17 protein-coding genes and 1 pseudogene are annotated in these 22,781 nt (G+C 69.2%); 5 read left to right on the top strand and 13 right to left on the bottom strand.

Annotated features, from left to right (window positions below; all coding sequences use genetic code 11):
• Window positions 1-4 precede the first annotated feature (4 nt).
• From BLS97_RS14830 to BLS97_RS23550, 6 genes are all read right to left on the bottom strand, one after another.
• Window positions 5-1,693, bottom strand: a complete 1,689-nt coding sequence (locus tag BLS97_RS14830; protein WP_090477115.1) for a DUF885 domain-containing protein — start codon at window positions 1,691-1,693, stop codon at window positions 5-7.
• 212 nt (window positions 1,694-1,905) lie between these two features.
• Complete coding sequence (locus BLS97_RS14825) at window positions 1,906-2,589, bottom strand: hypothetical protein (protein ID WP_090477113.1); 684 nt, start codon at window positions 2,587-2,589, stop codon at window positions 1,906-1,908.
• A 63-nt stretch (window positions 2,590-2,652) separates the two neighbouring features.
• Window positions 2,653-4,479, bottom strand: coding sequence for a vWA domain-containing protein (locus BLS97_RS14820; RefSeq protein WP_197676192.1), 1,827 nt, complete (start codon window positions 4,477-4,479; stop codon window positions 2,653-2,655).
• A 402-nt stretch (window positions 4,480-4,881) separates the two neighbouring features.
• Complete coding sequence (locus tag BLS97_RS14815; protein ID WP_090477108.1) at window positions 4,882-7,782, bottom strand: vitamin B12-dependent ribonucleotide reductase; 2,901 nt, start codon at window positions 7,780-7,782, stop codon at window positions 4,882-4,884.
• 160 nt (window positions 7,783-7,942) lie between these two features.
• The gene (gene nrdR / locus BLS97_RS14810; RefSeq protein ID WP_090482289.1) at window positions 7,943-8,455 is read right to left on the bottom strand and encodes a transcriptional regulator NrdR; all 513 of its coding nucleotides are present in this window, start codon (window positions 8,453-8,455) and stop codon (window positions 7,943-7,945) included.
• Between the two features lie 371 nt (window positions 8,456-8,826).
• Window positions 8,827-9,366, bottom strand: a complete 540-nt coding sequence (locus BLS97_RS23550) for a LysM peptidoglycan-binding domain-containing protein (RefSeq protein WP_197676191.1) — start codon at window positions 9,364-9,366, stop codon at window positions 8,827-8,829.
• A 230-nt stretch (window positions 9,367-9,596) separates the two neighbouring features.
• Here BLS97_RS23550 and lexA point away from each other — a divergent pair, with 230 nt between their 5' ends.
• Window positions 9,597-10,313, top strand: a complete 717-nt coding sequence (lexA, locus tag BLS97_RS14800) for a transcriptional repressor LexA (RefSeq protein ID WP_231988117.1) — start codon at window positions 9,597-9,599, stop codon at window positions 10,311-10,313.
• 174 nt (window positions 10,314-10,487) lie between these two features.
• Here the strand turns inward: lexA and tatA are convergent.
• The 3 genes and pseudogenes from tatA to BLS97_RS14785 all read right to left on the bottom strand — a co-directional run.
• Window positions 10,488-10,763, bottom strand: a pseudogene (gene tatA / locus BLS97_RS14795) (Sec-independent protein translocase subunit TatA); the annotation flags it as partial.
• A 189-nt stretch (window positions 10,764-10,952) separates the two neighbouring features.
• The gene (hflX, locus tag BLS97_RS14790; protein ID WP_090477101.1) at window positions 10,953-12,395 is read right to left on the bottom strand and encodes a GTPase HflX; all 1,443 of its coding nucleotides are present in this window, start codon (window positions 12,393-12,395) and stop codon (window positions 10,953-10,955) included.
• Between the two features lie 71 nt (window positions 12,396-12,466).
• Window positions 12,467-13,045 (bottom strand): ArsR/SmtB family transcription factor, encoded by a 579-nt coding sequence (locus BLS97_RS14785; RefSeq protein ID WP_197676190.1) that lies wholly within the window; start codon window positions 13,043-13,045, stop codon window positions 12,467-12,469.
• A gap of 76 nt (window positions 13,046-13,121) precedes the next feature.
• On the opposite strand from BLS97_RS14785, the gene BLS97_RS14780 reads away from it, so the two are divergent.
• Window positions 13,122-14,504 (top strand): MFS transporter, encoded by a 1,383-nt coding sequence (locus BLS97_RS14780; protein WP_157695441.1) that lies wholly within the window; start codon window positions 13,122-13,124, stop codon window positions 14,502-14,504.
• Here the strand turns inward: BLS97_RS14780 and dapF are convergent.
• The 3 genes from dapF to BLS97_RS14765 are packed head-to-tail and all read right to left on the bottom strand — an operon-like array spanning window position 14,495 to window position 16,964.
• A complete protein-coding gene (gene dapF, locus BLS97_RS14775) occupies window positions 14,495-15,310 on the bottom strand; it encodes a diaminopimelate epimerase (protein ID WP_090482279.1) in 816 nt (271 codons plus the stop codon). The two genes, BLS97_RS14780 and dapF, sit on opposite strands and share 10 nt — an antisense overlap.
• A 5-nt stretch (window positions 15,311-15,315) precedes the next feature.
• Entirely contained in the window at window positions 15,316-16,233 is a 918-nt protein-coding gene (gene miaA / locus BLS97_RS14770) for a tRNA (adenosine(37)-N6)-dimethylallyltransferase MiaA (RefSeq protein WP_172832279.1), read from the bottom strand.
• The gene (locus BLS97_RS14765) at window positions 16,224-16,964 is read right to left on the bottom strand and encodes a class III extradiol ring-cleavage dioxygenase family protein (protein ID WP_157695440.1); all 741 of its coding nucleotides are present in this window, start codon (window positions 16,962-16,964) and stop codon (window positions 16,224-16,226) included. The genes miaA and BLS97_RS14765 overlap by 10 nt, the downstream gene beginning before the upstream one ends.
• Window positions 16,965-17,674: 710 nt before the next feature.
• Between BLS97_RS14765 and BLS97_RS14760 the strand changes: the two genes are divergently transcribed.
• Complete coding sequence (locus tag BLS97_RS14760) at window positions 17,675-18,952, top strand: DUF349 domain-containing protein (protein ID WP_407938058.1); 1,278 nt, start codon at window positions 17,675-17,677, stop codon at window positions 18,950-18,952.
• A 158-nt stretch (window positions 18,953-19,110) separates the two neighbouring features.
• On the opposite strand, the gene miaB is transcribed toward BLS97_RS14760, so the two are convergent.
• Window positions 19,111-20,646, bottom strand: a complete 1,536-nt coding sequence (miaB, locus tag BLS97_RS14755) for a tRNA (N6-isopentenyl adenosine(37)-C2)-methylthiotransferase MiaB (RefSeq protein ID WP_231988116.1) — start codon at window positions 20,644-20,646, stop codon at window positions 19,111-19,113.
• A 310-nt stretch (window positions 20,647-20,956) separates the two neighbouring features.
• On the opposite strand from miaB, the gene BLS97_RS14750 reads away from it, so the two are divergent.
• Window positions 20,957-21,685, top strand: a complete 729-nt coding sequence (locus BLS97_RS14750; protein ID WP_090477092.1) for an amino acid ABC transporter ATP-binding protein — start codon at window positions 20,957-20,959, stop codon at window positions 21,683-21,685.
• A 99-nt stretch (window positions 21,686-21,784) separates the two neighbouring features.
• Complete coding sequence (locus BLS97_RS14745) at window positions 21,785-22,750, top strand: glutamate ABC transporter substrate-binding protein (RefSeq protein ID WP_090477090.1); 966 nt, start codon at window positions 21,785-21,787, stop codon at window positions 22,748-22,750.
• Window positions 22,751-22,781: the final 31 nt, after the last annotated feature.

The raw sequence follows: 22,781 nt of genomic DNA, 5'->3' as shown, positions 1-22,781 counted from the left end.
CCGGTCAGAGCTTCGCGAGCTCCGCCTCCAGTGGCTCCAGACCCATCCCACCCAGGTTGAGGGCCGACGTGTGGAAAGCCTTCTCGTCGAAGGACTTTCCGTGTCGGGCCCGGGCGGCGTCCCGCCCGGCGATCCAGACCCGCTCCCCCACCTTGTACGCCGGGGCCTGGCCGGGCCAGCCCAGGTAGCGGTCGATCTCGTCCCGGCACTGAGTGGCATCCATCAACGTGTGACTCAGCAGGAACTCCAGGCCGAGCTCCGGGGTCCAGGTCGCACCGTCGTGGAATCCGGCGCCCTCCGGGATCGGCAGCTGCAGGTGCATCCCGATGTCGAGCACCACCCGTGCGGCGCGGAACATCTGCGAGTCGAGCATGCCGAGCAGATCGCCGTCGTTGCGCAGGTAGCCGACCTCCCGGACCAGCCGCTCGGCGTACAGGGCCCACCCTTCGGCGTGGCCCGACGTTCCGGCCAGCACCCGTTGGAAGTCGTTGAGCCGATCGGACCGATAGACCGAGGTACCGATCTGAAGGTGATGTCCGGGCACCCCTTCGTGATAGACGACCGTGGTCTCCCGCCAGGTGCTGAAGTCGATCCGATCCGCCTCCACCGACCACCACATCCGTCCGGGGCGACTGAAGTCGTCGCTCGGCGGCGTGTAGTAGGCGCCCACCCCGCTGCCGGGCGGCGCGATGAGGCACTCCAGGGAACGCAACGGCTCGGGGATGTCGAAGTGGGTGCGGCCGAGCTCGTCGACCGCGCGGTCGGACAACGCCTGCATCCAGGCCTTCAGCTTGTCCTGGCCGTGGACCGTGTAGGAGGGGTCGGCATCCAGCCGCGCCGCCGCGCCCTTGACGCCTTCCCCGGGCGCGATGCGCTCGGCCAGGGTCTTCATCTCGGCTTCGATCGCCGCGATCTCGGCCCAGCCCCATGCATACGTCTGCTCCAGATCGACGGTGGCGCCGAGGAACTCGCGGGAGGCCAGGACATAGCGTTCTCGACCGACGGCGTCCTCGACGGGGGCCGCCGCAGCCAGCTCGTCGCGCAGGAAGGTCGCGAGATCGGCGTACGCCCGGTCCGCGATCGCCGCGGCCTCCGCGAGCTCGTCCCGCAGCGGGCCGTCCGCCACGAACCGGGAGACCGTCGAGCCGAAGAACGACGAGAACGCGTCGCACTGCCCGGCACACTTGCGGACCTGCCGGACGGCAGCCACCTGCCCCCGGGAGGCCCCCAGCCGCAGGCTCTCCCGGTAGCCGTCCAGGGCCGCCGGCACGGCCCGCATCCGTCGGGCGAAGACCGCGAGCTGCTCCGGCGTCTCCGACGGCGTCATGTCGAAGATCATCCGGGTGTGCTGCACCGGTGAGGCGATGACGTTCAGAGCGGCGTGGCCCCAACCGGATTCGTACCGATCGCGCTCGACCTCCAGCCGTTCCACGATGACGCTGCGGGCCACGTCGTCGGAGGGGCCGGTCGATTCGGTGTCAGCCAGCGCGGCCAAGGTCCGGACCACCAGTTCCTGAACCCGGGCGAGACCGGCCGGCGAGAAGTCGTCGAGCTGATCGTCGAAGTCGGAGACGCCCAGCTGGGTCGCCGTCATCGGGCTGATCGCGACCAGATCGCGCACGAACTGGTCCGAGATCTGATCGATCTGGGTCGAATCGGCTGGATCGGTGGCTTCGGCTGTGTTGTCGGTCATGACCGACGAGCCTACGTCCCCCTCCGGTGCCGACCCGGGGCGCTCCCGGCCGGTCCGGGGTCAGCGGCGGGGCGGGCCACCCTCGTCGCGCTTGACCTTGCGCCGGGCCAACGCGGACACGATGCGGTCGACCAACCTCATGACTGCCTTCACGACGTACGCCCTTTCGATGTCGGGTTCCTGTGCACCACAGTGCCACGGCCGCGGGCTGATCAGCCGTCCGTGGTGGATTTCGCAACCGCGTCGAGTTCGGCGAAGGCCCCGCGGATCGAATCGAGGGCCTCGCTGACGTCCGCCACCGGATCCATCCCGGTGCTCAACTCCAGGCCGCCCGTGACTTCGGGAGCGGTCGAGAGCTCCAGCAACTTCGCGTACAGCTCTCCCACCCCGTCGACGGCGGCCCCCAGTTTGCCCAGCATCTCGGTGCGGCGGGCCGTCATCCGACCGACTGGGCCAGCCACGCGGGCCGCCGTCGACATCGTGGTGGCGACCTGACGTGAACTCAGCAGGGCCGAATCCAGCCGATCGAGCGAGGCGGCGACTCCCAGCGCCACGGCCCGGGCTGCGTCGGCGGCCTGGACCGCCTCGGCTGCCCGGTCGACCAGCAGCGGCGGCACCTGGCCGTCACGGAACCGGACCAGGTCGGCGCGGTAGGAATCCAGGGTGGCCACCATTCGGCGCTGATCGGTGCCGTCCTTGGGATCCGGCTGGTCGTCGCGACCCGCACCGCCGGCGCCGACCACGGCCGCCACCCCGAGCATGCCGACGCCGACCGCCCCGATCCCCACGACCGGAAAGGCCAGAGCCCAGGCCGCGCCGACTCCGACCGCCGTCGCCAACAAGCTCCACGGGTCACGCATCGCCTGGGCAGCGCGGCGCATCCGGGACTCGGCCATGCGCGGCCTCCTGGGTCGCTCGAACGAAGGGTGGTCGGGTCAATCGAAACGGTGGCCGGTCGGTCAGAAGTTGGACAGGACGTCACCGAAGACCTTCGTGATGCTCTCGGGCTTCCTGGCATCGTAGGCGGCGGCACGGGAGGCACCGGAGATCTTCTGCAAGGTGTCCAGATCGGCGTCGGCGCCGTAGGCGATCGAGAAGACCCGGACTCCGTTCTCCGCCGCACTGGACGAGAGGTCGCTCACCAACGAATCAAGATCGTCGTCGGTGTACTCGTTCTTGCCGTCGGTCAGCACCACCACCGCGTTGATCAGGTCCGGGTCGACCGAAGAGTTCATGTACTGGCTGGCCTGACGCGTCGCCGCGTACAGCGGCGTGCCGTTCTTCGGGATCAGCCCGCTCAGGGTGGTGGTCAGCTGGGTCCGATCCTTGGCCAGGGGCGCGATCGGCACATCCTCGCTGTAGATCTTCGACGGGGTGCTCAGGCCGGTGGTGAAGGTCCACAACCCGACCTCGTCGGTGTCCGACAACTGGCCGAGCGCCGAGGCCGCGGCCCGTTTGGCGAGGTCGAGCTTGCTCAGCCCGCTGGAGCCGGCGTCGTCACCCATCGAGCCGGACACATCCAGCAGCAGCAGGACTCTGGCCCGCTTCCGCAGGTCCGACCACAGGGAGCGAACACCGGCCAGCACTGCTGATCCCGGCGGATTCAGCGTCACCTTGACCCCGTCCGCGATCACCGACGAACTGGCCTTGATCGGGGCGCCGGCCTGGTGGTCGAAGGTGCGGAAATTCGCGTCGGTGAACACCTTCTGCTGCTCCGGGGCAAGCAGGTAGGCCAGGAAGTCGTTGGCGCCGGCCTGTTTGGCCGGGGTCGACCAGGAGGCCTTCAACACCACATACGGGCTGTCGCTGTATAGCGTGCCTTCCTTCGGGTAGACCGCGACCAGCGGCACCTTGGGCGGCGCGTGCCGACCCAGGGTGGCCGGGTCGCCGCTCGGATTCCCGGCGTTGTAGTCGAGCACGGACTTCTCCTCGACCGCGACCGCCGACAGATAGTTCAGCGCCCCTCCCGAGTCGTCGGCTCGCTGCAGGTTGGACAGGTAGGTCAGGGTGGTGTCGCCGTAGTGGACGACCGAATGTTCGACGGCCTGGACGTAGCTGCGGACCTTCGGGTTCTTCAGGTCGGCCTGGGTCAGATCGGACGACTTACCGGTGGCGGCCACCAGCGCGCCGACGGTGGCGTTGAGGCCGGACGTGGAGATGGTCGGATTGGTCTTGCCGAGCGTGAAGGCGCCCCACTCCTTGTGGCCCTTGGACGCCCAGCCACCCTTCGCCTGCACCAGCCCCAGGATGTCGGACCAGCCGATCCGGGCCTTCGGCCATCCGAGGGCCTGCGCCATCGGCTGCGGCATGGCCAGTACCAGTGGCGTCGACACGATCGATTTCGACTGGTCGGGCAAGATGTTCGTCTTGTCCTTGGCGACCAGGTCGCTGCGCAGCAGGGTCACCCAGCTCGACGCGGCCGGAGTCCAGACGTCCGGGGCCGGGCCGTCGACCGATTCGTTCCATCCAGCGGCCAGGTTCGCCTCTCCGGTCCCGGAGGCGAGAGAGGTGACCACGATGTCGTAGCAGGCGCCGGCGACGGTTCGGCCGGACGCGGCATAGCTCTTAGCGATCGTGGCCATCAGCGCCGCCTTCTCGCTCGACGCGCTGACGTTCACCGTGGTGCATCCCTCCCGGACCACCGGTGCGGTGGTGCTCGCGGCCCCGGTGGTCGACGCGGCCGTCCCGCTGCTGGAGGTCGTCCCGGTAAAGATCTTGATCCCGACGATCAGCAGTACCCCCGCCACAGCCGCCGCAATGTACGGCGCCTTACTCCGACCAGCCACGACGTTCTCCCTCCGCCCGCTGACGCGGGAACGATGATCGGAACCTATCAATCGGCACCGACTTCCCGTGGCCACTCGGTGATGCTCATCGACACGGGGCCGGGGCCGCCGGCGGTCTGTCGGCGGTCCGTCGGCCGATCGGCGGTTGGTTCGTCAGCGAATCGGCGGTCGGTTCGTCGGCAGATCGGCGGCCTGATACGTGGGCACCTCGGCAAGGCGTGGCGCACCGCAGGCCTGGTCCAGCCCGGCCCGGTTCGGCCCGACCCGGTTCGGCCCGACCCGGTTCGGCCCGACCCGGTTCGGCTCCGTTCGGCCCGGGGCCGTAGCCACCGAAGACAACGGGACGGGCCCGACCGCAATGCGGTCGGGCCCGTCCCGGATGTCGGACTGCTCAGTCCACGGTCAGCTGCAGCCGGAGGTGGAGCCGCAGCCCTCGCACACGTAGCAGGCACCGGACGGACGCATCTTGGTGCCGCAGGTGAAGCAGAGCGGGGCGTCGGCCGACTTGCCGATCACCATCTCCAGCAGTTCCGTGGACGAACCGGCCTTGCGGCCGCCCAGATCGGCTGCAGGCTTGGCCGAGCCGCCCTCGACCGCGGGGCGGACGACCGGAGTGGCGTCGACCGACGTGCGCAGTTCCTCGACGGCGTCCTCCGCGTCCTCCGCGTCGTACGACGAGTAGGAGCTCGAAACCTGGGCCGTGCGCTCCTCGGCGGAGAAGATGCCGAGTTCGGCTCGCGCGTCGACCGGCAGGTAGTCCAGGGCGATCCGACGGAAGAGGTAGTCCATCACCGAGGTGGCGATGCGGATGTCCGGGTCGTCCGTCATGCCGGCCGGCTCGAAGCGCAGGTTCGTGAACTTCGCAACGTACGACTCCAGCGGGATGCCGTACTGCAAACCGACCGACACGGCGATGGAGAAGGCGTCCATCACGCCGGCCAGGGTGGAACCCTGCTTGCCGAGCTTGATGAAGACCTCGCCCAGCCCGTCGTCGGGGTACGAACCGGTGGTCAGGTAGCCCTCGGCGCCGCCGACGGTGAACGAGACCGTCTGCGACGGACGCTTCTTCGGCAGCCGACGACGCACCGGCGTGTGCGACTCGACCGACGGGGCGGCCGCGGAGGCCTTGGCCGCGTCGTCGGCGGAGTCCTTGTTCTTGCTGGACGCCGACAACGGCTGCCCGACCTTGCAGTTGTCCCGGTAGATGGCCAGCGCCTTGAGGCCCATCTTCCAGCCCTGCATGTAGATCTCGGCGACGTCGTCGACCGAGGCGTCCTCGGGCATGTTGACCGTCTTGGAGATGGCGCCGGAGATGAACGGCTGGACCGCGGCCATCATCCGGACGTGGCCCATCGGCGCGATGGACCGCTCGCCCATGGCGCAGTCGAAGACCGAGTAGTGCACGTTCTTCAGTCCGGGGGCGCCGACCACGTGTCCGTGCTGGGCGATGAACTCGACGATGGCCTCGACCTGCTCGGCCTGGTAGCCCAGGGCGGCCAGGGCGCGCGGCACCGTCTGGTTCACGATCTGCATGGAGCCGCCGCCGACCAGCTTCTTGAACTTGACCAGAGCCAGGTCCGGCTCGATGCCGGTGGTGTCGCAGTCCATCATCAGGCCGATAGTGCCGGTGGGAGCGAGCACCGATGCCTGCGCGTTCCGGTAGCCGTTCTTCTCGCCGGTGGCGATCGTCTCGGCCCAGACCGCAGTGGCCAGCTTCAGCGTCTCAGCGTCGTTGCCGCCGTAGGTGCGGATCTGGTCGTTGGCCGCGGCGTGCTTGCGGATGACGCGCTTGTGGGCGTCGGCATTGCGGGCGTACCCGTCGTACGGGCCGACGATGCCGGCCAGTTCGGCCGAGCGCTTGTAGGCGGTGCCGTTCATCAGCGAGGAGATGGCGGCGGCCAGGGCCCGCCCACCCTCGGAGTCGTACGCGTGGCCGGTCGCCATCAGCAGGGCGCCGAGGTTGGCGTAGCCGATGCCGAGCTGGCGGAAGGCGCGTGTGGTCTCGGCGATCGGCTGCGTCGGGAAGTCGGCGAAGCAGATGGAGATGTCCATGGCGGTGATGACGAACTCGACGGCCTTCTTGAACGTGGCGGCGTCGAACGTGCCCTCGTCGGAGAGGAACTTCATCAGGTTCAGCGAGGCCAGGTTGCACGAGGAGTTGTCCAGGTGCATGTACTCCGAGCACGGGTTCGAGGCGTTGATCCGACCCGACTCCGGGCAGGTGTGCCAGTCGTTGATGATGTCGTCGTACTGGATGCCGGGATCGGCGCAGGCCCACGCGGCGGTGTTGATCTTGGTGAACAGTTCGCGGGCGTCGACGGTCTCGATGACCTCGCCGGTCTGCCGGGCGCGCAGCCCGAACTCCGAGCCCGATTCCACGGCGCGCATGAACTCGTCGGAGACCCGGACGGAGTTGTTCGCGTTCTGGTACTGGACGGAGACGATGTCCTCGCCGCCCAGGTCCATGTCGAACCCGGCGTCGCGGAGGGCACGGATCTTGTCCTCCTCCTTCACCTTGGTCTCGACGAACTCGACGATGTCCGGGTGATCGACGTCCAGGACGACCATCTTGGCCGCCCGGCGGGTGGCGCCGCCGGACTTGATGGTGCCGGCCGAGGCGTCGGCGCCGCGCATGAAGGAGACCGGACCGGAGGCGGTGCCGCCGGAGGACAGCAGTTCCTTGGAGGAGCGGATGCGCGACAGGTTGAGACCGGCGCCGGAGCCGCCCTTGAAGATCAGGCCCTCTTCGCGGTACCAGTTCAGGATGGCGTCCATCGTGTCGTCCACGGCCAGGATGAAGCAGGCCGAGACCTGCTGCGGCGACGAGGTTCCCACGTTGAACCAGACCGGCGAGTTGAACGCGAAAACCTGGTGCAACAGCATCCAGGTGAGCTCGTGGGCGAAGATCTCCTCGTCCTTCGGCGTGGCGAAGTAGCTGTTCTCACGGCCGGAGTTGGTGTACGCGGTGACGACCCGGTCGATGATCTGCTTCAGGCTGGTCTCCCGCGTCGGGGTGCCGACTGCGCCGCGGAAGTACTTGCTGGTGACGATGTTGGTGGCGTTGATCGACCAGGTAGAGGGGAACTCGACCCCACGCTGCTCGAAGTTGATGGTGCCGTCGCGCCAGTTGGTCAGTACGACGTCGCGCCGCTCCCACGTCACCTCGTCGTACGGGTGCACGCCGTCGGTCGTGTAGAGACGCTCGAGCTTGAGCCCTCCCGGCCCGTCGGCCTTGCTGCGGCGGCCTCGTGCGGCACTGCCGTTGGCGGCGGATCCGGTGGAACTACCGAGGGTCTCGGTCATGGAGCGTTTCCTTCCCTGACGGGTGTTGGTGGAGCGGTGGCGCTGTCACGGGGACAGGCGGAGCGAGGATCAGATGATCCGGTCACGACAACGGGCAATGCGATGGCAGGAGGAGCGATGGTGGCGAGCGTCGACGGTCACCGGGGATGGATCAGGCAGATCAGCCGGTGGAGACGGCGACCTTGTCGGGGGGTGACGTTCCGGCGCGACCCGGGCTCGGCTTGGCCTCGCGCTCGGATCTGAGGCGGTCGATCTCGGCCGCGAAGTCGGCGGCCGACTCGAACGAACGGTAGACGGAGGCGAACCGGAGGTAGGCGACCTCGTCGAGCTGCATGAGCGGACCGAGAATGGCCAGCCCGACCTCCTGGCTCGGCACCTCGGCCGCTCCGGTGGCCCGGATGGTCTCCTCGACTTGCTGCGCGAGCAGCGCGAGGGCGTCCTCGTCGACCGGACGGCCCTGGCACGCCCGCCGAACACCGACGACCACCTTGGCCCGGCTGAACGGCTCCGTGACCCCGCTGCGCTTCACGACCGCGAGAACGGCTTCCTCGACCGTGGTGAACCGACGGGAGCACTCGGGGCAGGCCCGACGCCGACGGATGGCCTGGCCGTCCTCGACCTCTCTCGAATCGATCACCCTGGAATCGGGATGACGACAGAACGGGCAACGCACGACGGACACACCTCCCCTTCGGCTCTCGGGGGTCGCACCGGATCGGCCCGACTCCCACTCACTGCTGCGCTCGATCACCGCAACGCATTCGGTACAACGTTCCGGCGAGTTGTCCACATCCCGCACCCGACGTCGGGCTCGGAGGTCCGTACCGGCCCCTCTACCGACGATTCACGCGCCGAATGTGCACAAAGCCGTGGATCGTCAGTGGGTAACTACCCAGTTCCTGTGGATAACAGTGCCTGGAAGGTAACCCAACCTGTGGACAGCTTACATCCGTGTAACTACTAGATGTTGGGGTTGACCGTAGATCCAGCCACCACCGCGACGCAAGCCTGAGCGGCGTGTCGCGGGGAAGTTCTCGCTTCGGACTATCCGGCCGTTGGCACCTTGAGCACCGCGCCCGCGGCCACCACATCACCGTCGAGCCCGTTCAGCCGGCGGATCTGGTCGATGACCGAGCTCGGATCGGCGTCGGGATCCGCCTGCTGCGCAATCGACCACAACGTGTCGCCCGGATGCACGGTGACGTCGACGACCGCCGCCGCCTGAGCCGAGGACAGCATGGCCACCGCGACGATGACGGCCGCCGCCGCCAGCGACACAGTGGTGGTCAAGCGGGCCCAGCGGCCCATCGCGAACTCGCGCTCTACCACCTGGTCGCCGCGATCGGCCGTGACCACGGCAGAGGTGCGGTGACTGGAGGGCAGCAGTCCCGACGGCGGACGCCGCACCCCGACCGTGCGCGCCCGTCGCCGCGATACGGCTCGCTGGCCGGCCGCCGTACGGGGGGCCGGCCCGGCAGGAATGCGCACGTCACGGGGCCCCGCGGTCGCCATTGAAGTCGTGATGGTCATGTTCTGCCCTGCCGTCCCATCGGCGACCGGTCCGGCCGCACCCTCGTTCGTCATGATCTCGAACGGGCGTTCTATCGAACGCCTGACCTAGTTGTACATGGCACCACCGACAGTGGGAAGATTCCTCGGCGTGTTTGTCGAACGCCTGTTTGAATTGTTACCCGTGCGGTCGTACGGTTGGGCCAGGCGAGCAGCTCACCAAGGCTCATCCAGGCAGTCCGGCACCGATCGGCCACGGTCGGTGTGAATCAGCAGGCCGACGGCATCGACAGGAAGGCACGGACGTGGCAACGCGAAGAACACCAGCAGGCACGAGCGGGGAGACGCCGGAACCGCTTCCCGAGCACGGCACCGTCTCCGAGTTCCCGGAGACCGATGACGGGCACGTCCTGACGATGCGTCAGCGGAAGGTCCTCGAAGTGATCCGGGACTCGGTCCAGCGGCGCGGCTACCCGCCCAGTGTCCGAGAGATCGGCGAGGCGGTCGGGCTCAAGTCGCCGTCGTCGGTGGCCCACCAGCTCGGGGTGCTGCAGCGCAAGGGCTTCCTGCGCAAGGACCCGAACCGGCCCCGCGCCGTCGACATCCGCTCCGCCGAGGAGATCACCGACGACAATGCCGGGCACCCGACGCCGGCGTACGTGCCGGTGGTCGGCCGGATCGCCGCCGGTGGTCCGATCCTGGCCGAGCAGGCGATCGAGGACATCTTCCCGCTCCCCCGTGATCTGGTCGGCGAGGGCACGCTGTTCCTGCTGCGAGTGGTCGGCGATTCGATGGTCGACGCGGCGATCACCGATGGCGACTGGGTCGTGGTCCGCCAGCAGCCGGTCGCCGAGAACGGCGACATCGTCGCGGCCATGATCGACGGCGAGGCCACGGTGAAGACGTACAAGCGCAAGGACGGCCATCTCTGGCTGATGCCGCACAACGAGGCGTATTCACCGATCGCGGGCGATGACGCGGTCATTCTCGGGCGCGTGGTCGCCGTCCTTCGCAAAATCTAGAGACCTCCCGGGTATGACGATGGGCCCCTCCGCCAGCGGAGGGGCCCATGGTCATACCCGGGAGGTTCTTTTGGCGCCGACCGCTCAGCCGGCGTGCGGCCCGTTGGCCGGAACGTTGATGACCGGGGGCGCGACGGTGGTCGGAACCACCGGCACCTGCTGGACCACCGGAGCGGGAGTCGGCTGCGCGACCGGGTTCGTCACCACTGGCTGAGCCAGCGGCACCGGGGCGATCTGCGACGGCGGGGTCGGGACGGCCGACGTGGCGTCGGTTTCCGTCGGGGTCTTGGCCTTGGTGCCGTCGTCCTCGTGCATGGCGCCCACCTCGGACTTGAGGATGCGCAAGGAGCGACCCAGACCGCGAGCTGCGTCAGGAAGCTTCTTTCCGCCGAACAGCAGCAGGAAGACCACGACGATCAAGATGATGTGCCACGGTTGTAGACCACCCATTTTGGAACCTCCAGGAAAAGTACGAACTAGGCCTTGCTCGGTTCTGGTTCGTCACCGATCCAGACCATGATGGGAACGTCCGGTACCACATCGACTTTCAACGATACCCGGTCCGGCTGCCGGGACCCCCGACCCGCGCCAAGAATTCTCCCGGCCTCACCCGGCCGGTCGCCCACCGACGCGTGCGCGTCACTCGTTGACGGCGAGGACCCGATAGTCGTGCAGCGCGCCGGCCAGGGCCGGGTACACCTTCGCCTGCAGCAACGTCCCCTCCGCAGTGTGCTCCTCGGTGAGCACGGTGCCCTCGGCGTGCACGCGGGAGACGAGGGCGCCCTGATGGAACGGCACCAGCACGTCGATGCGCAGCGCCGGGTCGGGCAGCGCGCCCGCGATGACGCCGCGCAGCTCCGCGATGCCCTCTCCGGTGCGGGCCGAGACGAACACGGCCTGCGGGAGCAGGTGCCGGAGCCGACCGAGAGTGATCTCGTCGGCCGCGTCGATCTTGTTCACCACCATGATCTCCGGGACCTGGGCGGCGTCGATCTCCTTGAGCACCTCACGGACGGCGACCACCTGATCCTCGGGATGGGCGTCGGAACCGTCGATGACGTGCACCACCAGGTCGGCGTCGGCGATCTCCTCCAGGGTGGACCGGAAGGACTCGACCAGCTGATGCGGCAGGTGCCGGACGAAGCCGACGGTGTCGGTCAGGGTGTAGAGCCGGCCGTCGGTCGTCGTGGTCTTCCGGGTGGTCGGATCGAGCGTGGCGAACAGCGAGTCCTCGACCAGCACGCCGGCCTCGGTCAGGCAGTTCAACAGCGAGGACTTCCCGGCGTTGGTGTAACCGGCGATGGCGACGGCCGGCACGGCGTTGGCCCGGCGCTGCGACCGTTTGGTGTCGCGGACCTGGCGCATGGCCGCGAGCTCGGTCTTGAGCTGGGCGATACGACGGTGGATCCGGCGACGATCGATCTCGAGCTTGGTCTCACCAGGGCCACGGGAGCCGATCCCGGCACCGGAAGCGACCCGGCCACCACGCTGCCGGGACAGCGCGACGCCCCAGCCGCGCAGACGCGGCAGGAAGTAGTTGAGCTGGGCCAGTTCGACCTGGGCCTTGCCCTCCTTGGACTTGGCGTGCTGGGCGAAGATGTCCAGGATCAGGGCGGTCCGGTCGACCACCTTGACCTTGAGCTGCTCCTCCAGGTTGCGCAGCTGGCCCGGTGAGAGCTCGCCGTCGCAGATCACCGTGTCGGCGCCGGTCATCTCGACCACTTCGCCCAGCTCGCGGACCTTGCCCGAACCGATGTAGGTGCCGGCGTCGGGGTTGCGTCGACGCTGGGACAGCGATTCGAGCACCACCGATCCGGCGGTCTCGGCCAGCCGGGCCAGCTCGGTCATCGAGGCTTCGGCGTCCTCGGCCGTTCCGGTCGACCAGACGCCGACCAGAACCACGCGCTCCAACTGCAGGTCGCGGTATTCGACCTCGGTGATGTCGGTGAGCTGGGTGGAAAGGCTGCCGACCCGGCGGAGCGCCGCCCGGTCAGCCAGATCCCGTTCGCCACCGGTGTCAGTGCCGTTCTCGCGCTCGCTCTGGGCGGCGATCCGAGCGAGGAAGTCGTCATGTTTCGTCATATGTACTCCAGGGTGCCCCATGAGGGCGCGATCGTGCCACCGAATTGCCTCTGGTCACCCGTCCGCGCAGGTCACCGCGCCAAAGGCTCGGGATGGACCGCCACGAAGACCGACACCGGCTGCCCGTCGTCGTCCGGGCCGCGATCGAGGAATTCCTGCATCAGCTGCCGCATCCTCTGGTCGAACTCCTCCAGGTGTGCCGCGTTCAGCCGCAGTCCCATCCGGGTGGTCTGCAGCTGCGACCGCGGCACCTCGGCGACCTCTTCGAGAAATGTGCGCAGCAGCGTGTCCGTCGTCGCGGGGTCCGATCCGTCGTCGTCCGGGGTGCCGAAGTCGAGTTCCCACGACTTGCCGGTTGCCCGGTACGGCACCTCGGTGGAACCGCGGGGCCCCGGTCGCGGCGTCTCGGCCCGGAGGAACTCCAGGTGCAACAGCGTCCGGACGTGGTGCAGCACGCTGGCCGGATCGCGTCCCAGCCGATCGGCGATCTCCTTGTTGGTCAGTGCCTCGTACAGACACAGCCGCAGGATCCGCAGCCGCACCACGCTGGCCAGCGCCCGGCGTTCGGCGTCGGTGGCCAGGCGGCGCCCGGAGGTCGCGCCCGGGGCCGGGTCCTGCGTCCGCGGGGTGGGCATGGCTTGGGCCGTCACCCCTCCACCGTAGCCATCTCGGGACGGTCGGCGGTAACCGATTGACAACTCCCAATCAGTGGCCAACACTCGAAGGGTGTCTACTGCCGGGCCAACCGTGCCCCCGTCGATCCCCGAGGATCCGCCGCGTCTGATCGATCCGGTGTCGGCCGCCACCACCCACGCGCCTCCGTCACCGCTCACCACCGTCACCGACTCGGAGACCGGCGGTCTGCGACGCCGCAGCCTGATGCACCACCACGACTTCCGGCAGCTCTGGATCGGCGACACCGGAAGTCAACTCGGGGCCGCTCTTGGCTCGCTCGCCGTCCCGTACCTGGCGGTGACGGCCCTGAAGGCCACCCCGTTCCAGATGGGACTCCTGTCGACCCTGTCCGGCCTCGGCTTCCTCGTCATCGGTCTGCCGGCCGGCGCGATCGTCGACCGCCGGAGCAAGCGACGCGTCATGATCTCGGCCGACCTGGCCCGGGCGGCGCTACTGGCCACCCTCCCGGCGGCCTGGTGGCTCGGGGTGCTCAGCCTGGCCCAGCTACTGGCGGTGGCAACCTTGGTGGGCATGTTGACCGTCTTCTTCGACGTGTCCTACCAGTCCTATCTGCCGTTCCTGGTACCCGACCAGCAGGTCGTCGAGGGCAACGCCAAACTCCAGGCCAGTCAATCGGTCTCGCAATCGGCGGGGCCGGCCCTGGGTGGGTTGCTGCTCAAGGTGATCGGCCCCCCGGTGGTGGTGCTGGCCAATGCCGGGGGTTACCTGCTGTCCGCGGTGTTCCTGCATCGGATCCGTCATCGAGAGACCCCGGCCCCGACGGCGGCCCGGCCGCCCCTGTTCACCGAGATCGGCGAAGGCCTGAGATTCGTCATCCGCCACAAGATCCTGCGCCGGCTGATCGCCTGCACCGGTCTGGGCAATTTCGCGTCCAGCGGCGGCGGTGCCTTGCTGGTGTTGTTCATGCTCCGCGACCTGCATCTCTCGCCGCTGATCATCGGCATCATCGACTCGTCGGCGGCGGTCGGCGGACTGGTCGGGGCGCTGCTGGCCACCGCACTCGCCCGGCGCGTCGGCGAGGGCCCGTCGATCGTGCTGACCGCTGTCGCCACGGTGCTGTTCGCGTTCTGCAATCCGCTGTCCGCGGTGCTCGCACCCGTACCGACGTTGATCATCGGCGGCGTTCTGCTGACGGCGGCGATGGTCGCCTACAACATCGCCACGGTGAGCTTCCGGCAGCGTCTGTGCCCGCCGGATCTACTCGGTCGCATGAACGCTTCGGCCCGCTTCCTGGTGTGGGGCACCATCCCGCTGGGGGCGATGGCCGGCGGCCTGCTCGGCACCCACATCGGCGTGCTGCCCACCCTGTGGCTGTTCGCCGGGCTCGGTCTGCTCTCGATTCTGCCGGTGGCATCCGGGACGCTCTGGCGGCTCAAGCGGCTCCCCGACCACGACGATCCCGGTCAGGGTTGACCGGCCGCGATCCAGAACGCCTGGTCGATCTGGCCCGAGGCAACCAGGACGGCCGGTCCGGTCAGCGTGGCGCCCTGGTCGCCGAACGTCACCACCACCGTTCCGCCCGGCACGTCGACCGTGACTCGGCTCCCCGACCCCCCGGTCGCCCGGAGGAAGGCGGCGGCCGCGGCGACCGTCCCGGTGCCGCATGAACGCGTCTCGCCCGACCCCCGCTCGAACACCCGCATCCGGACGTGGTCAGGGCCCACCGGCACCACGAATTCGACATTGACGCCGTGCGGGAACGACTCGGCGTCGAACGCGGGAGCGCGGGTGAGGTCGAGGGCGGCCAGTCGGGATTCGTCGTCCAGCAGGCAGACCAGGTGCGGGTTGCCGACGTCCACCGCCGTCCCGGCGAACACCTCACCCTGCAGTTCGGCCTTCTCGGCCGGGCCGACACGGACCGGCCCCATGTCGATGCTGACGTCGCCCCCGGGCCCCAGTTCCGCGGTGCGGACGCCGCCCCGGGTCAGGAAGGGGAACGACCCGGCCCGCTCCCAGCCCAGGTCGACCAGGTACCGCGCGAAGACGCGGGCCCCGTTGCCGCACATCTCGGCCAGTGACCCGTCGGCATTGCGGTAGTCCATGAAGTAGCCACCCGACGCGGCCGGACGGACCACGATGACCCCGTCGGCGCCGATCCCCGCCCGGCGGTCGCACAGCGCCCTGACCTGCGCATCGGTGATGACCAGACGGCCGTCCGGATCCGGGATCAGGACGAAGTCGTTCTCGGTCCCGTGGCCCTTGACGAATGGAACACCCATGACGGTCACCCTACGGTCTTGGACGCCGCCCGGGCCGCCCGGTGGGTGATGGCCGGATCGGCGGCGTCCAACCGGACGAATCGCTGGTCGCGGCCGAACCACGACCGCTGCCGGCGCACGAAACGGCGGGTCAGACGCGCCGTCTCGGCCATCGCGTCGGGCAACGTGGCCACGCCGTCCAGGACGGCCAGCATCTGCGGGTAGCCCAGGGCGCGCGAGGCTGTGACGCCGTCCCGGAGCCCGATCCGGTCCAACGCCCGCACTTCGTCCAGGAACCCGCCGGCGACCATCGCGGCGACCCGGAGTTCCAGTCGCGCGTCCAGCTCCGCGGTGTCCCGGTCCAGGCAGATCATCGCCGCGTCGTAGCGCGGCGGTCCGGGTCTGGGCATCGTCGCGCTGAACGGCCGGCCGGTCACCGCGATCACCTCGAGCGCACGCACCAGGCGCCGCCCGTTGCCCGGCTCGATGGCCGCGGCGGCCACCGGGTCCAACCTCGCCAGCCGCTCCTGCAGGGCGGCCGTCCCGAATTCGGCCAGGTCGGCCTCCAGAGCGGCCCGCACGGCCGGGTCGGTCCCGGGGAAGTCGATCTCGTCGATGACGGCGCTGATGTAGAGGCCGGATCCGCCGACCAGGATGGGCGTGCGACCCGAGTCGAGGATGCCCGTGATCACAGCGCGGGCCTGCGCCTGGTAGGCGGCCACACTGGCCCGCTCCCCGATGTCGAGCACGTCGAGCAGATGGTGCGGCACGCCTCGGCGCCGCGACGGCGGCATCTTCGCGGTGCCGATGTCCATACCGCGGTAGAGCTGCATGGAGTCGGAGTTGATGATCTCGCCGTCGAAACGTTCGGCCAGGTCGAGCCCGAGATCCGACTTCCCGGTGCCGGTCGGACCGGCCACGACGACCAGCCGGTTCAGCGCCATGACCAGGTCGCACAGAAGTAGCCGACGCCGAACGGCGCGCCGTCGTACAGCAGGTCGGCCGACGCCGGTCCGGAACCGGCGGTCAGCCGGGTGAAGGCCGCGATGGCCGGCCCGGAATCGAATCCGACGGCTGATCCGCGTCCAGAGCCGGCGACCTGACCCAGCCGGTCCGGGTCGCCCAGCGCCAGGGCTGCCGCCAGGTCGTGGTCGAACGAGGCCGCGTCCGGATGGCCACCGCCCGGCGAGCCGGCACCGCGGCTGGTCGAACCATCGGCGACCAGCAGCACCCCGACCCGGCCGACGGGTCCGCCCGGCCAGGGGTACACCGCGAGCGGATCGGTCCCGACCTGGACCGCCGTCGTCGGGACATCCACACCGGCCGCGGCCAGCAGGGCGGCGCCGACGATGACACCCACCCCGGGCAGCGGGCCGGCGGCCAGAACCGGTCCGTTCAGGTGCCCGTCGAAGTGCGGGCGGCCCTGGCTGTCGCCCAGCGGCGCGCTGGTCACCGGCGAACCCGGGGGAAACACCACGGTGGAACGTCCGCTGTTTCCGTCACCGTCCCGGTGCCGGGGGCCGGATGTGAGCAGCAGGACGTGGTCCGCGTCGGCCAGGGTGGCCACGGCTCGGGCGCAGGCCGAGGCCAGTTCGGGGACGGCGGCGAGCAGGCCAGGGGCCAGCCCGGGCACCAGCAAGGGTGCTCCAGGGCATACAGCCGCTCCGACGATCACCGCTGCAGGCTAACCTTCGCGCCAGAAGGAAGACGCACTCCGCAGGTCCGTGCCGTTCCGGTGCGCTGATCTGGCCCGTTTCGCCGCTCTCGGCCGTCCCGGCATCCTCGAGGACGACTAGTGGAGGGTCGGGGCCAGCAGGCACACTGGTACCTGCGGATCGGTACCTGATCCTTCAGCCGAGTAACACGGGCACCTTGTCGGTGCCGGGAGCCTTCCGCTCCCCAGTCGAGCAGCAGAAAGGCCACTTGAAGATGACCGAGGACATGCGCGCCGAGCACGACGAGGCCCCGATCCAGGAGAGCACGCCCGGTCCGGACGAAAGTGCGGTGGCTCCGACCGCCACGCCGGCGACGGACGCATCGGACACGGCCGAGGTCACCGAGCCGTCGGTTCCCTCCGCCGCGGCGGACGAGCCGGCTGCCGACGAACCGAACGAGAACGTCGCCGCCGACGCGACCCCGGCGGTACCGGCCGACGCGGACGTGTCCGACGCCCCGAGTGCGGCGGACACCACGGCGGCTCCGGAAGCCGCGCCCGAGAGCCCGACTCCCACCGCTGAGGAGGAACCGGCGCCGACGCCGACGCCGACGCCGTCCGGGGAATCGGACTCGTCCGTCACCCCGTCGTCAACCCCGGCCCCCAAGCCGGCTCGCCCGGCCGGCCAGCGCCCCTCCGGCCCGCGCCCGTCCGGCGGACGGCCGGGCGGTGTGCCGGGCAGCCGGCCGGCCCGACCCGGAGCCGCTCCCACCGTCACCGTCGAGCCCACCGTCGAGCCGACCGATCCGCACAAGTGGGGCCGGATCGACGAGAACGGCGTCGTCTACGTCTACGGACCGACGGGCGAGCGCGCCGTCGGCAATTGGCAGGCCGGCGACGCCGAGGCCGGGCTGGCCCACTTCGCGCGCCGCTTCGACGACTTCGCCACCGAGATCGCCCTGCTGGAGACGCGCCTGGCCACCGGAACCGGCGATCCGAAGGCGACCAAGACCCACGCCATCGAACTCCGCGAATCCGTCGACACCCTGGCCGGGATCGGGGACCTGGACTCGGCCGCGGCGCGGCTGGAGATCGTCATCGGAGCAGCCGACGCCGCCATCGCCGGAGCGTCGACCGCTCGGGCCGCGGCTCGCGCGGCCGCGGTGGCGGCCAAGGAGACACTCTGCGTCGAGGCCGAGACCCTGGCCGAGTCCGAGCAGTGGAAGGCCACCGGCGACCGCCTCAAGGAGATCGTCGACGAGTGGCGGACCATCAAGGGCATCGACCGCAAGACCGACGACGCGCTCTGGAAGCGGTTCGCCAAGGCGCGGGATGCGTTCACCCGCCGCCGGGGCACCCACTTCGCTGATCTGGACAAGCAGCGCAGTGCCGCTCGCGAGGCCAAGGAGGCGCTCATCGCGAAGGCCGAGGCTTTGTCCGACTCCACCGAGTGGGGCAAGACGGCCGGCGAGTACCGCACCCTGATGGAGGAGTGGAAGGCGTCCGGGCGAGCCCCCAGGGACGTCGAGGACGCCCTGTGGGATCGGTTCCGGGCCGCGCAGGAGAAGTTCTTCTCGCACCGGAACCAGACCTTCTCCGAGCGGGACCACGAATTCGAGACCAACGCCGCGATCAAGGACGGCCTGCTCGCCGAGGCGGAGAAGATCAACCCGGCCAACGGTCTGGACGCCGCGAAGGCGGCGCTGCGCTCCATCCAGGAGCGGTGGGAGGCCGCCGGAAAGGTCCCCCGCGAACGGATCAAGGAGTTCGACTCGCGTTTGCGCGCGGTGGAGGATCGGATCCGCTCGGCCGAGGACTCGCACTGGCGGCGGACCGACCCGGAGACCACGGCCCGGGTCGAGCAGTTCCGTTCACGAGTGGAATCGTTCCGAGCGCAGGCCGCGAAGGCCAGGGCGGCCGGCAACGAACGCAAGGCGAAAGAGGCCGAGGCCCAGGCGGTTCAGTGGGAAGAGTGGCTGAGCGCGGCCCAGAGTGCCGTCGACGGCTGACCGACTCCACCTCAACCATGACGGTGCACCGCTCGATCTCGAGCGGGGCACTGCCGTCTCAAACGGACATCCGCCGTCTCAGCCGGGCATCCGTCGTCTCAGCTGGTCATCCGTCTTCTCAGCTGGTCATTCTTCGTCTCAGCAGGTCATTCTTCGTCTCAGCAGGTCGAGCAGCCGGTCTCGGGCGCTGGAGCCGGCGTGGCCGTCCGACCGAACGTGGGCAGACCGAGACCGACGCCCGGGGTGCGCGGCGTCATGCCGTCGGCGAACCGGTCGCCGGCCAAGGTGCGGCGATGGGTCAGCACCGGGCCGTCGGCCACCAGGTGGTAGGGGGCGGCCTGGGTGATCGCGGTGGTCACCACGTCACCCGGCCGGACCGCGCGGTCGACGGCGTCGCCGACCGCAGCGAAGTGCACCAGGCGGCCGTCCCTGGCCCGTCCGGACAGCCGGTGGGTGGCGCTGTCCTTGCGCCCCTCCCCGGCCGCGACCAGCACCTCCACCGTTCGTCCGATCTGGTCGCGGTTGCCGGCCAGCGCAGAGGCGTCGATGACCGCCTTGAGGCGCTGATAGCGCTCGGTGACGACCTCCGGAGGAACCTGATCGGGCATCGTGGCGGCTGGCGTACCCGGGCGGGGCGAGTACTGGAAGGTGAACGCGGTCGCGAACCGTGACTGCTCGGCGACGTCCAGCGTCCGTTGGAAGTCCTCCTCGGTCTCCCCCGGGAAGCCGACGATGATGTCGGTGCTGATCGCGGCGTCCGGCATGGCCCCGCGGACCTCGTCCAGGATCTTCAGGTACCGCTCGCTGCGGTAGGAACGGCGCATCGCCTTCAGGATCCGGTCGGACCCCGATTGCAGCGGCATGTGCAACTGGTGGCAGACGTTGGGCGTCTGGGCCATCGCGGTGATCACGTCGGTGGTGAAGTCGCGTGGGTGCGGGGAGGTGAATCGAACCCGCTCGATGCCCTCGATCCGCCCGCAGGCCCGCAGCAGGTCCGCGAACGCGCCGCGATCGCCGAACTCGGCACCGTAGGAGTTCACGTTCTGACCGAGCAGAGTCACCTCCAGCACACCCTCGGCGGCCAACATGCCGACCTCGGCCAGGATGTCTCCCGGCCGCCGATCGGTTTCCTTGCCGCGCAGTGCCGGGACGATGCAGAAGGTGCAGGTGTTGTTGCAGCCCACCGAGATCGACACCCAGGCCGACGAGGCCGAGTCCCGTTTGGCCGGTAGCGACGAGGGGAAGACCTCCAGCGAGTCCAGGATCTCGAGCTGCGCCTCGTTGTTGTGACGGGCCCGCTCCAGCAGGGTCGGCAACGAGCCGACGTTGTGGGTCCCGAACACCACATCGACCCACGGCGCGCGGCGGATGATCTCGCTGCGGTCCTTCTGGGCCAGACAACCGCCGACGGCGATCTGCATGCCGGGCTTGCTGGTCTTCTTCGGGGCGAGCATGCCCAGGTTGCCGTAGAGCTTGTTGTCGGCGTTCTCCCGGACGGCGCAGGTGTTGAACACGACGACGTCGGCGTCCTCACCGTCGGCGGCCGCACGATAGCCGGCCTGCTCGAGCAGCCCGGAGAGACGTTCGGAGTCGTGGACGTTCATCTGGCAGCCGTAGGTGCGCACCTGGTAGCTGCGCGGCACGTCGGGGGCGACGTCAACGGTCGTGGTCGGGGTGGTCGTGGCAACACTCACGCAGATCAGGGTACGTCCGCGTCGGGCCGTGTCCGGGCCATCCGGCGGTCGGCCGGCGCGAGCGGGGACGCGGCGCGGCCCGGCCGCGTATTCCACCCGGCCGCGATCGCTGAGTAAAGGTTTGATTACCATGTGAGGCGTATTCGCTCTCGAAGTCATTTCCTCTGCCAAGGTCGAAAGAACGCCGTATTCGATTTCGGCGAACGGAACCTCCAGCGATGAGACCCATGGAGACACTGTGACGAGCAATTCGGAAAGAGCCGGCCCGGCCGCTCCGCCGGAGCGAGCCGGGGACGAACCCGTCCGACCGATGATCGAGATCATCGACGTGGAGAAGCATTTCGGCGATCTCCACGTGCTCAAGGGGATCCGACTGGACGTGCCGTCCGGTCAGGTGATGGTGGTTCTCGGGCCGTCCGGATCCGGGAAATCGACTCTGTGCCGCACCATCAATCGTCTCGAACCGGTCGATTCCGGCACGATTCGGATCGACGGGACGGCCCTTCCGGCCGAGGGAAGGGCGCTGGCCCGACTCCGGGCCGACGTCGGGATGGTGTTCCAGTCGTTCAATCTGTTCGCGCACAAGACCATCCTGGAGAACGTCACCCTGGGGCCGGTCAAGGTCCACGGGATGAGCAAGACGGCCGCCGAGGAGCTCGGCATGTCCCTGCTGGAACGCGTAGGGATCGCCTCGCAGCGCTCGAAGCTGCCCGCTCAGCTCTCCGGCGGCCAGCAACAGCGGGTGGCCATCGCCCGGGCCCTGGCCATGAAGCCCAAGGTCATGCTGTTCGACGAGCCGACCAGTGCCCTCGATCCGGAGATGGTCGGCGAGGTCCTGGACGTGATGACGTCCCTGGCCCGTGACGGGATGACCATGCTGGTCGTCACCCACGAGATGGGCTTCGCCCGCAGGGCGGCCGACCGCGTGGTGTTCATGTCCGACGGCGAGATCGTCGAGGATGCCGGTCCGGACGAGTTCTTCTCGGCCCCGAAGTCGGCCCGCGCCAAGGACTTTCTGTCCAAGATCCTCCCCCACTGACCACCCGGGGCTCGGCCGTCGGCTCCCGGCCCCGGGGTCGCACTCGCATCCGTTCCACCGTGCTGGATCGACCGGCACGTCACACCGGAAGGAACCCTCATGAAGACGCCACCCCCAGCTCACCGCCGTCGGCTGCGCGCCGGTCTGCTCGCCGCCGGCGCGACCGTCGTCGCCCTGGTCGCGAGCGCCTGCGGCAGTTCCAGCACCTCCTCCGCGACCGCCGGCTCCTCGAGTGCACCGGCCGCTTCGTCGAGCGCTCCGGCCGCATCATCGAGCTCGGCCGGTGCCCCGCAGTCCAGCGCATCGGCCGGGACCGGGACGGCGTCGAAGGTCCTGGCCGACGCCAAGACCGCCAAGCTGGTGATCGGCATCAAGTTCGACCAACCCGGTCTGGCCCTGAAGAACCCGGACGGATCGTTCGGCGGCTTCGACGTCGAAGTGGCCAAGTACGTGGCCAAGCAACTCGGCGTCGAGGCGTCGGGCATCACCTTCAAGGAGTCGAAGTCGGCCGAGCGTGAAGGGCTGATCGAGCGCGGTGAGGTCGACTTCATCGTGGCCACCTACTCGATCACCGATACCCGCAAGCAGAAGGTCGACTTCGCCGGCCCCTACTTCGTGGCCCATCAGGATCTGCTGGTCAAGGCGGACAACACCGACATCACCGGCCCGGAGGCCATGAAGGGCAAGATCCTCTGCTCGGTCACCGGGTCGACCTCGGCCCAGAAGGTGAAGGACAAGTACGCCGCCGACGTGGCGCTGCAGGAGTACGGCACCTACGCCGAGTGCGTCGAGGCACTCAAGACCGGGGTGGTCGACGCCGTGACCACCGACGACGTGATCCTGGCCGGGTTCGCTGCGCAGTCACCGGGCGAGTTCAAGGTGGTCGGCAGCGGATTCTCGGACGAGAACTACGGCATCGGACTGAAGAAGGGTGACACCGCCGGAACCGCCGCCATCAACAGCGCAATCAAGAAGATGATTGCCGACGGCTCCTGGAAGAAGGCCCTGGAATCCACCGTCGGCCCGTCCGGTTACAAGATTCCCGCCGCTCCCACCGTCGGTTGACCGCGTTCGGCGCCGCCGGACGCCGATCGCC

It is taken from the genome of Nakamurella panacisegetis, from assembly GCF_900104535.1.
In the GTDB taxonomy this organism is placed as follows: domain Bacteria; phylum Actinomycetota; class Actinomycetes; order Mycobacteriales; family Nakamurellaceae; genus Nakamurella; species Nakamurella panacisegetis.
Note: the sequence above shows the minus strand (reverse complement) of the source record. Positions and strands in the feature narration are given on the sequence as shown.

Bases quoted from the DNA above. Each gene is read 5' to 3' on its own strand.
- BLS97_RS14825 (WP_090477113.1), bottom strand. From the start codon at position 2,589: ATGGCCGAGTCCCGGATGCGCCGCGCTGCCCAGGCGATGCGTGACCCG.
- dapF (WP_090482279.1), bottom strand. From the start codon at position 15,310: ATGGGTGTTCCATTCGTCAAGGGCCACGGGACCGAGAACGACTTCGTC.
- BLS97_RS14745 (WP_090477090.1), top strand. From the start codon at position 21,785: ATGAAGACGCCACCCCCAGCTCACCGCCGTCGGCTGCGCGCCGGTCTG.
- BLS97_RS23550 (WP_197676191.1), bottom strand. From the start codon at position 9,366: ATGACGAACGAGGGTGCGGCCGGACCGGTCGCCGATGGGACGGCAGGG.
- BLS97_RS14750 (WP_090477092.1), top strand. From the start codon at position 20,957: ATGATCGAGATCATCGACGTGGAGAAGCATTTCGGCGATCTCCACGTG.
- BLS97_RS14815 (WP_090477108.1), bottom strand. From the start codon at position 7,782: ATGACCGAGACCCTCGGTAGTTCCACCGGATCCGCCGCCAACGGCAGT.
- hflX (WP_090477101.1), bottom strand. From the start codon at position 12,395: ATGACGAAACATGACGACTTCCTCGCTCGGATCGCCGCCCAGAGCGAG.
- miaA (WP_172832279.1), bottom strand. From the start codon at position 16,233: ATGGCGCTGAACCGGCTGGTCGTCGTGGCCGGTCCGACCGGCACCGGG.
- BLS97_RS14830 (WP_090477115.1), bottom strand. From the start codon at position 1,693: ATGACCGACAACACAGCCGAAGCCACCGATCCAGCCGATTCGACCCAG.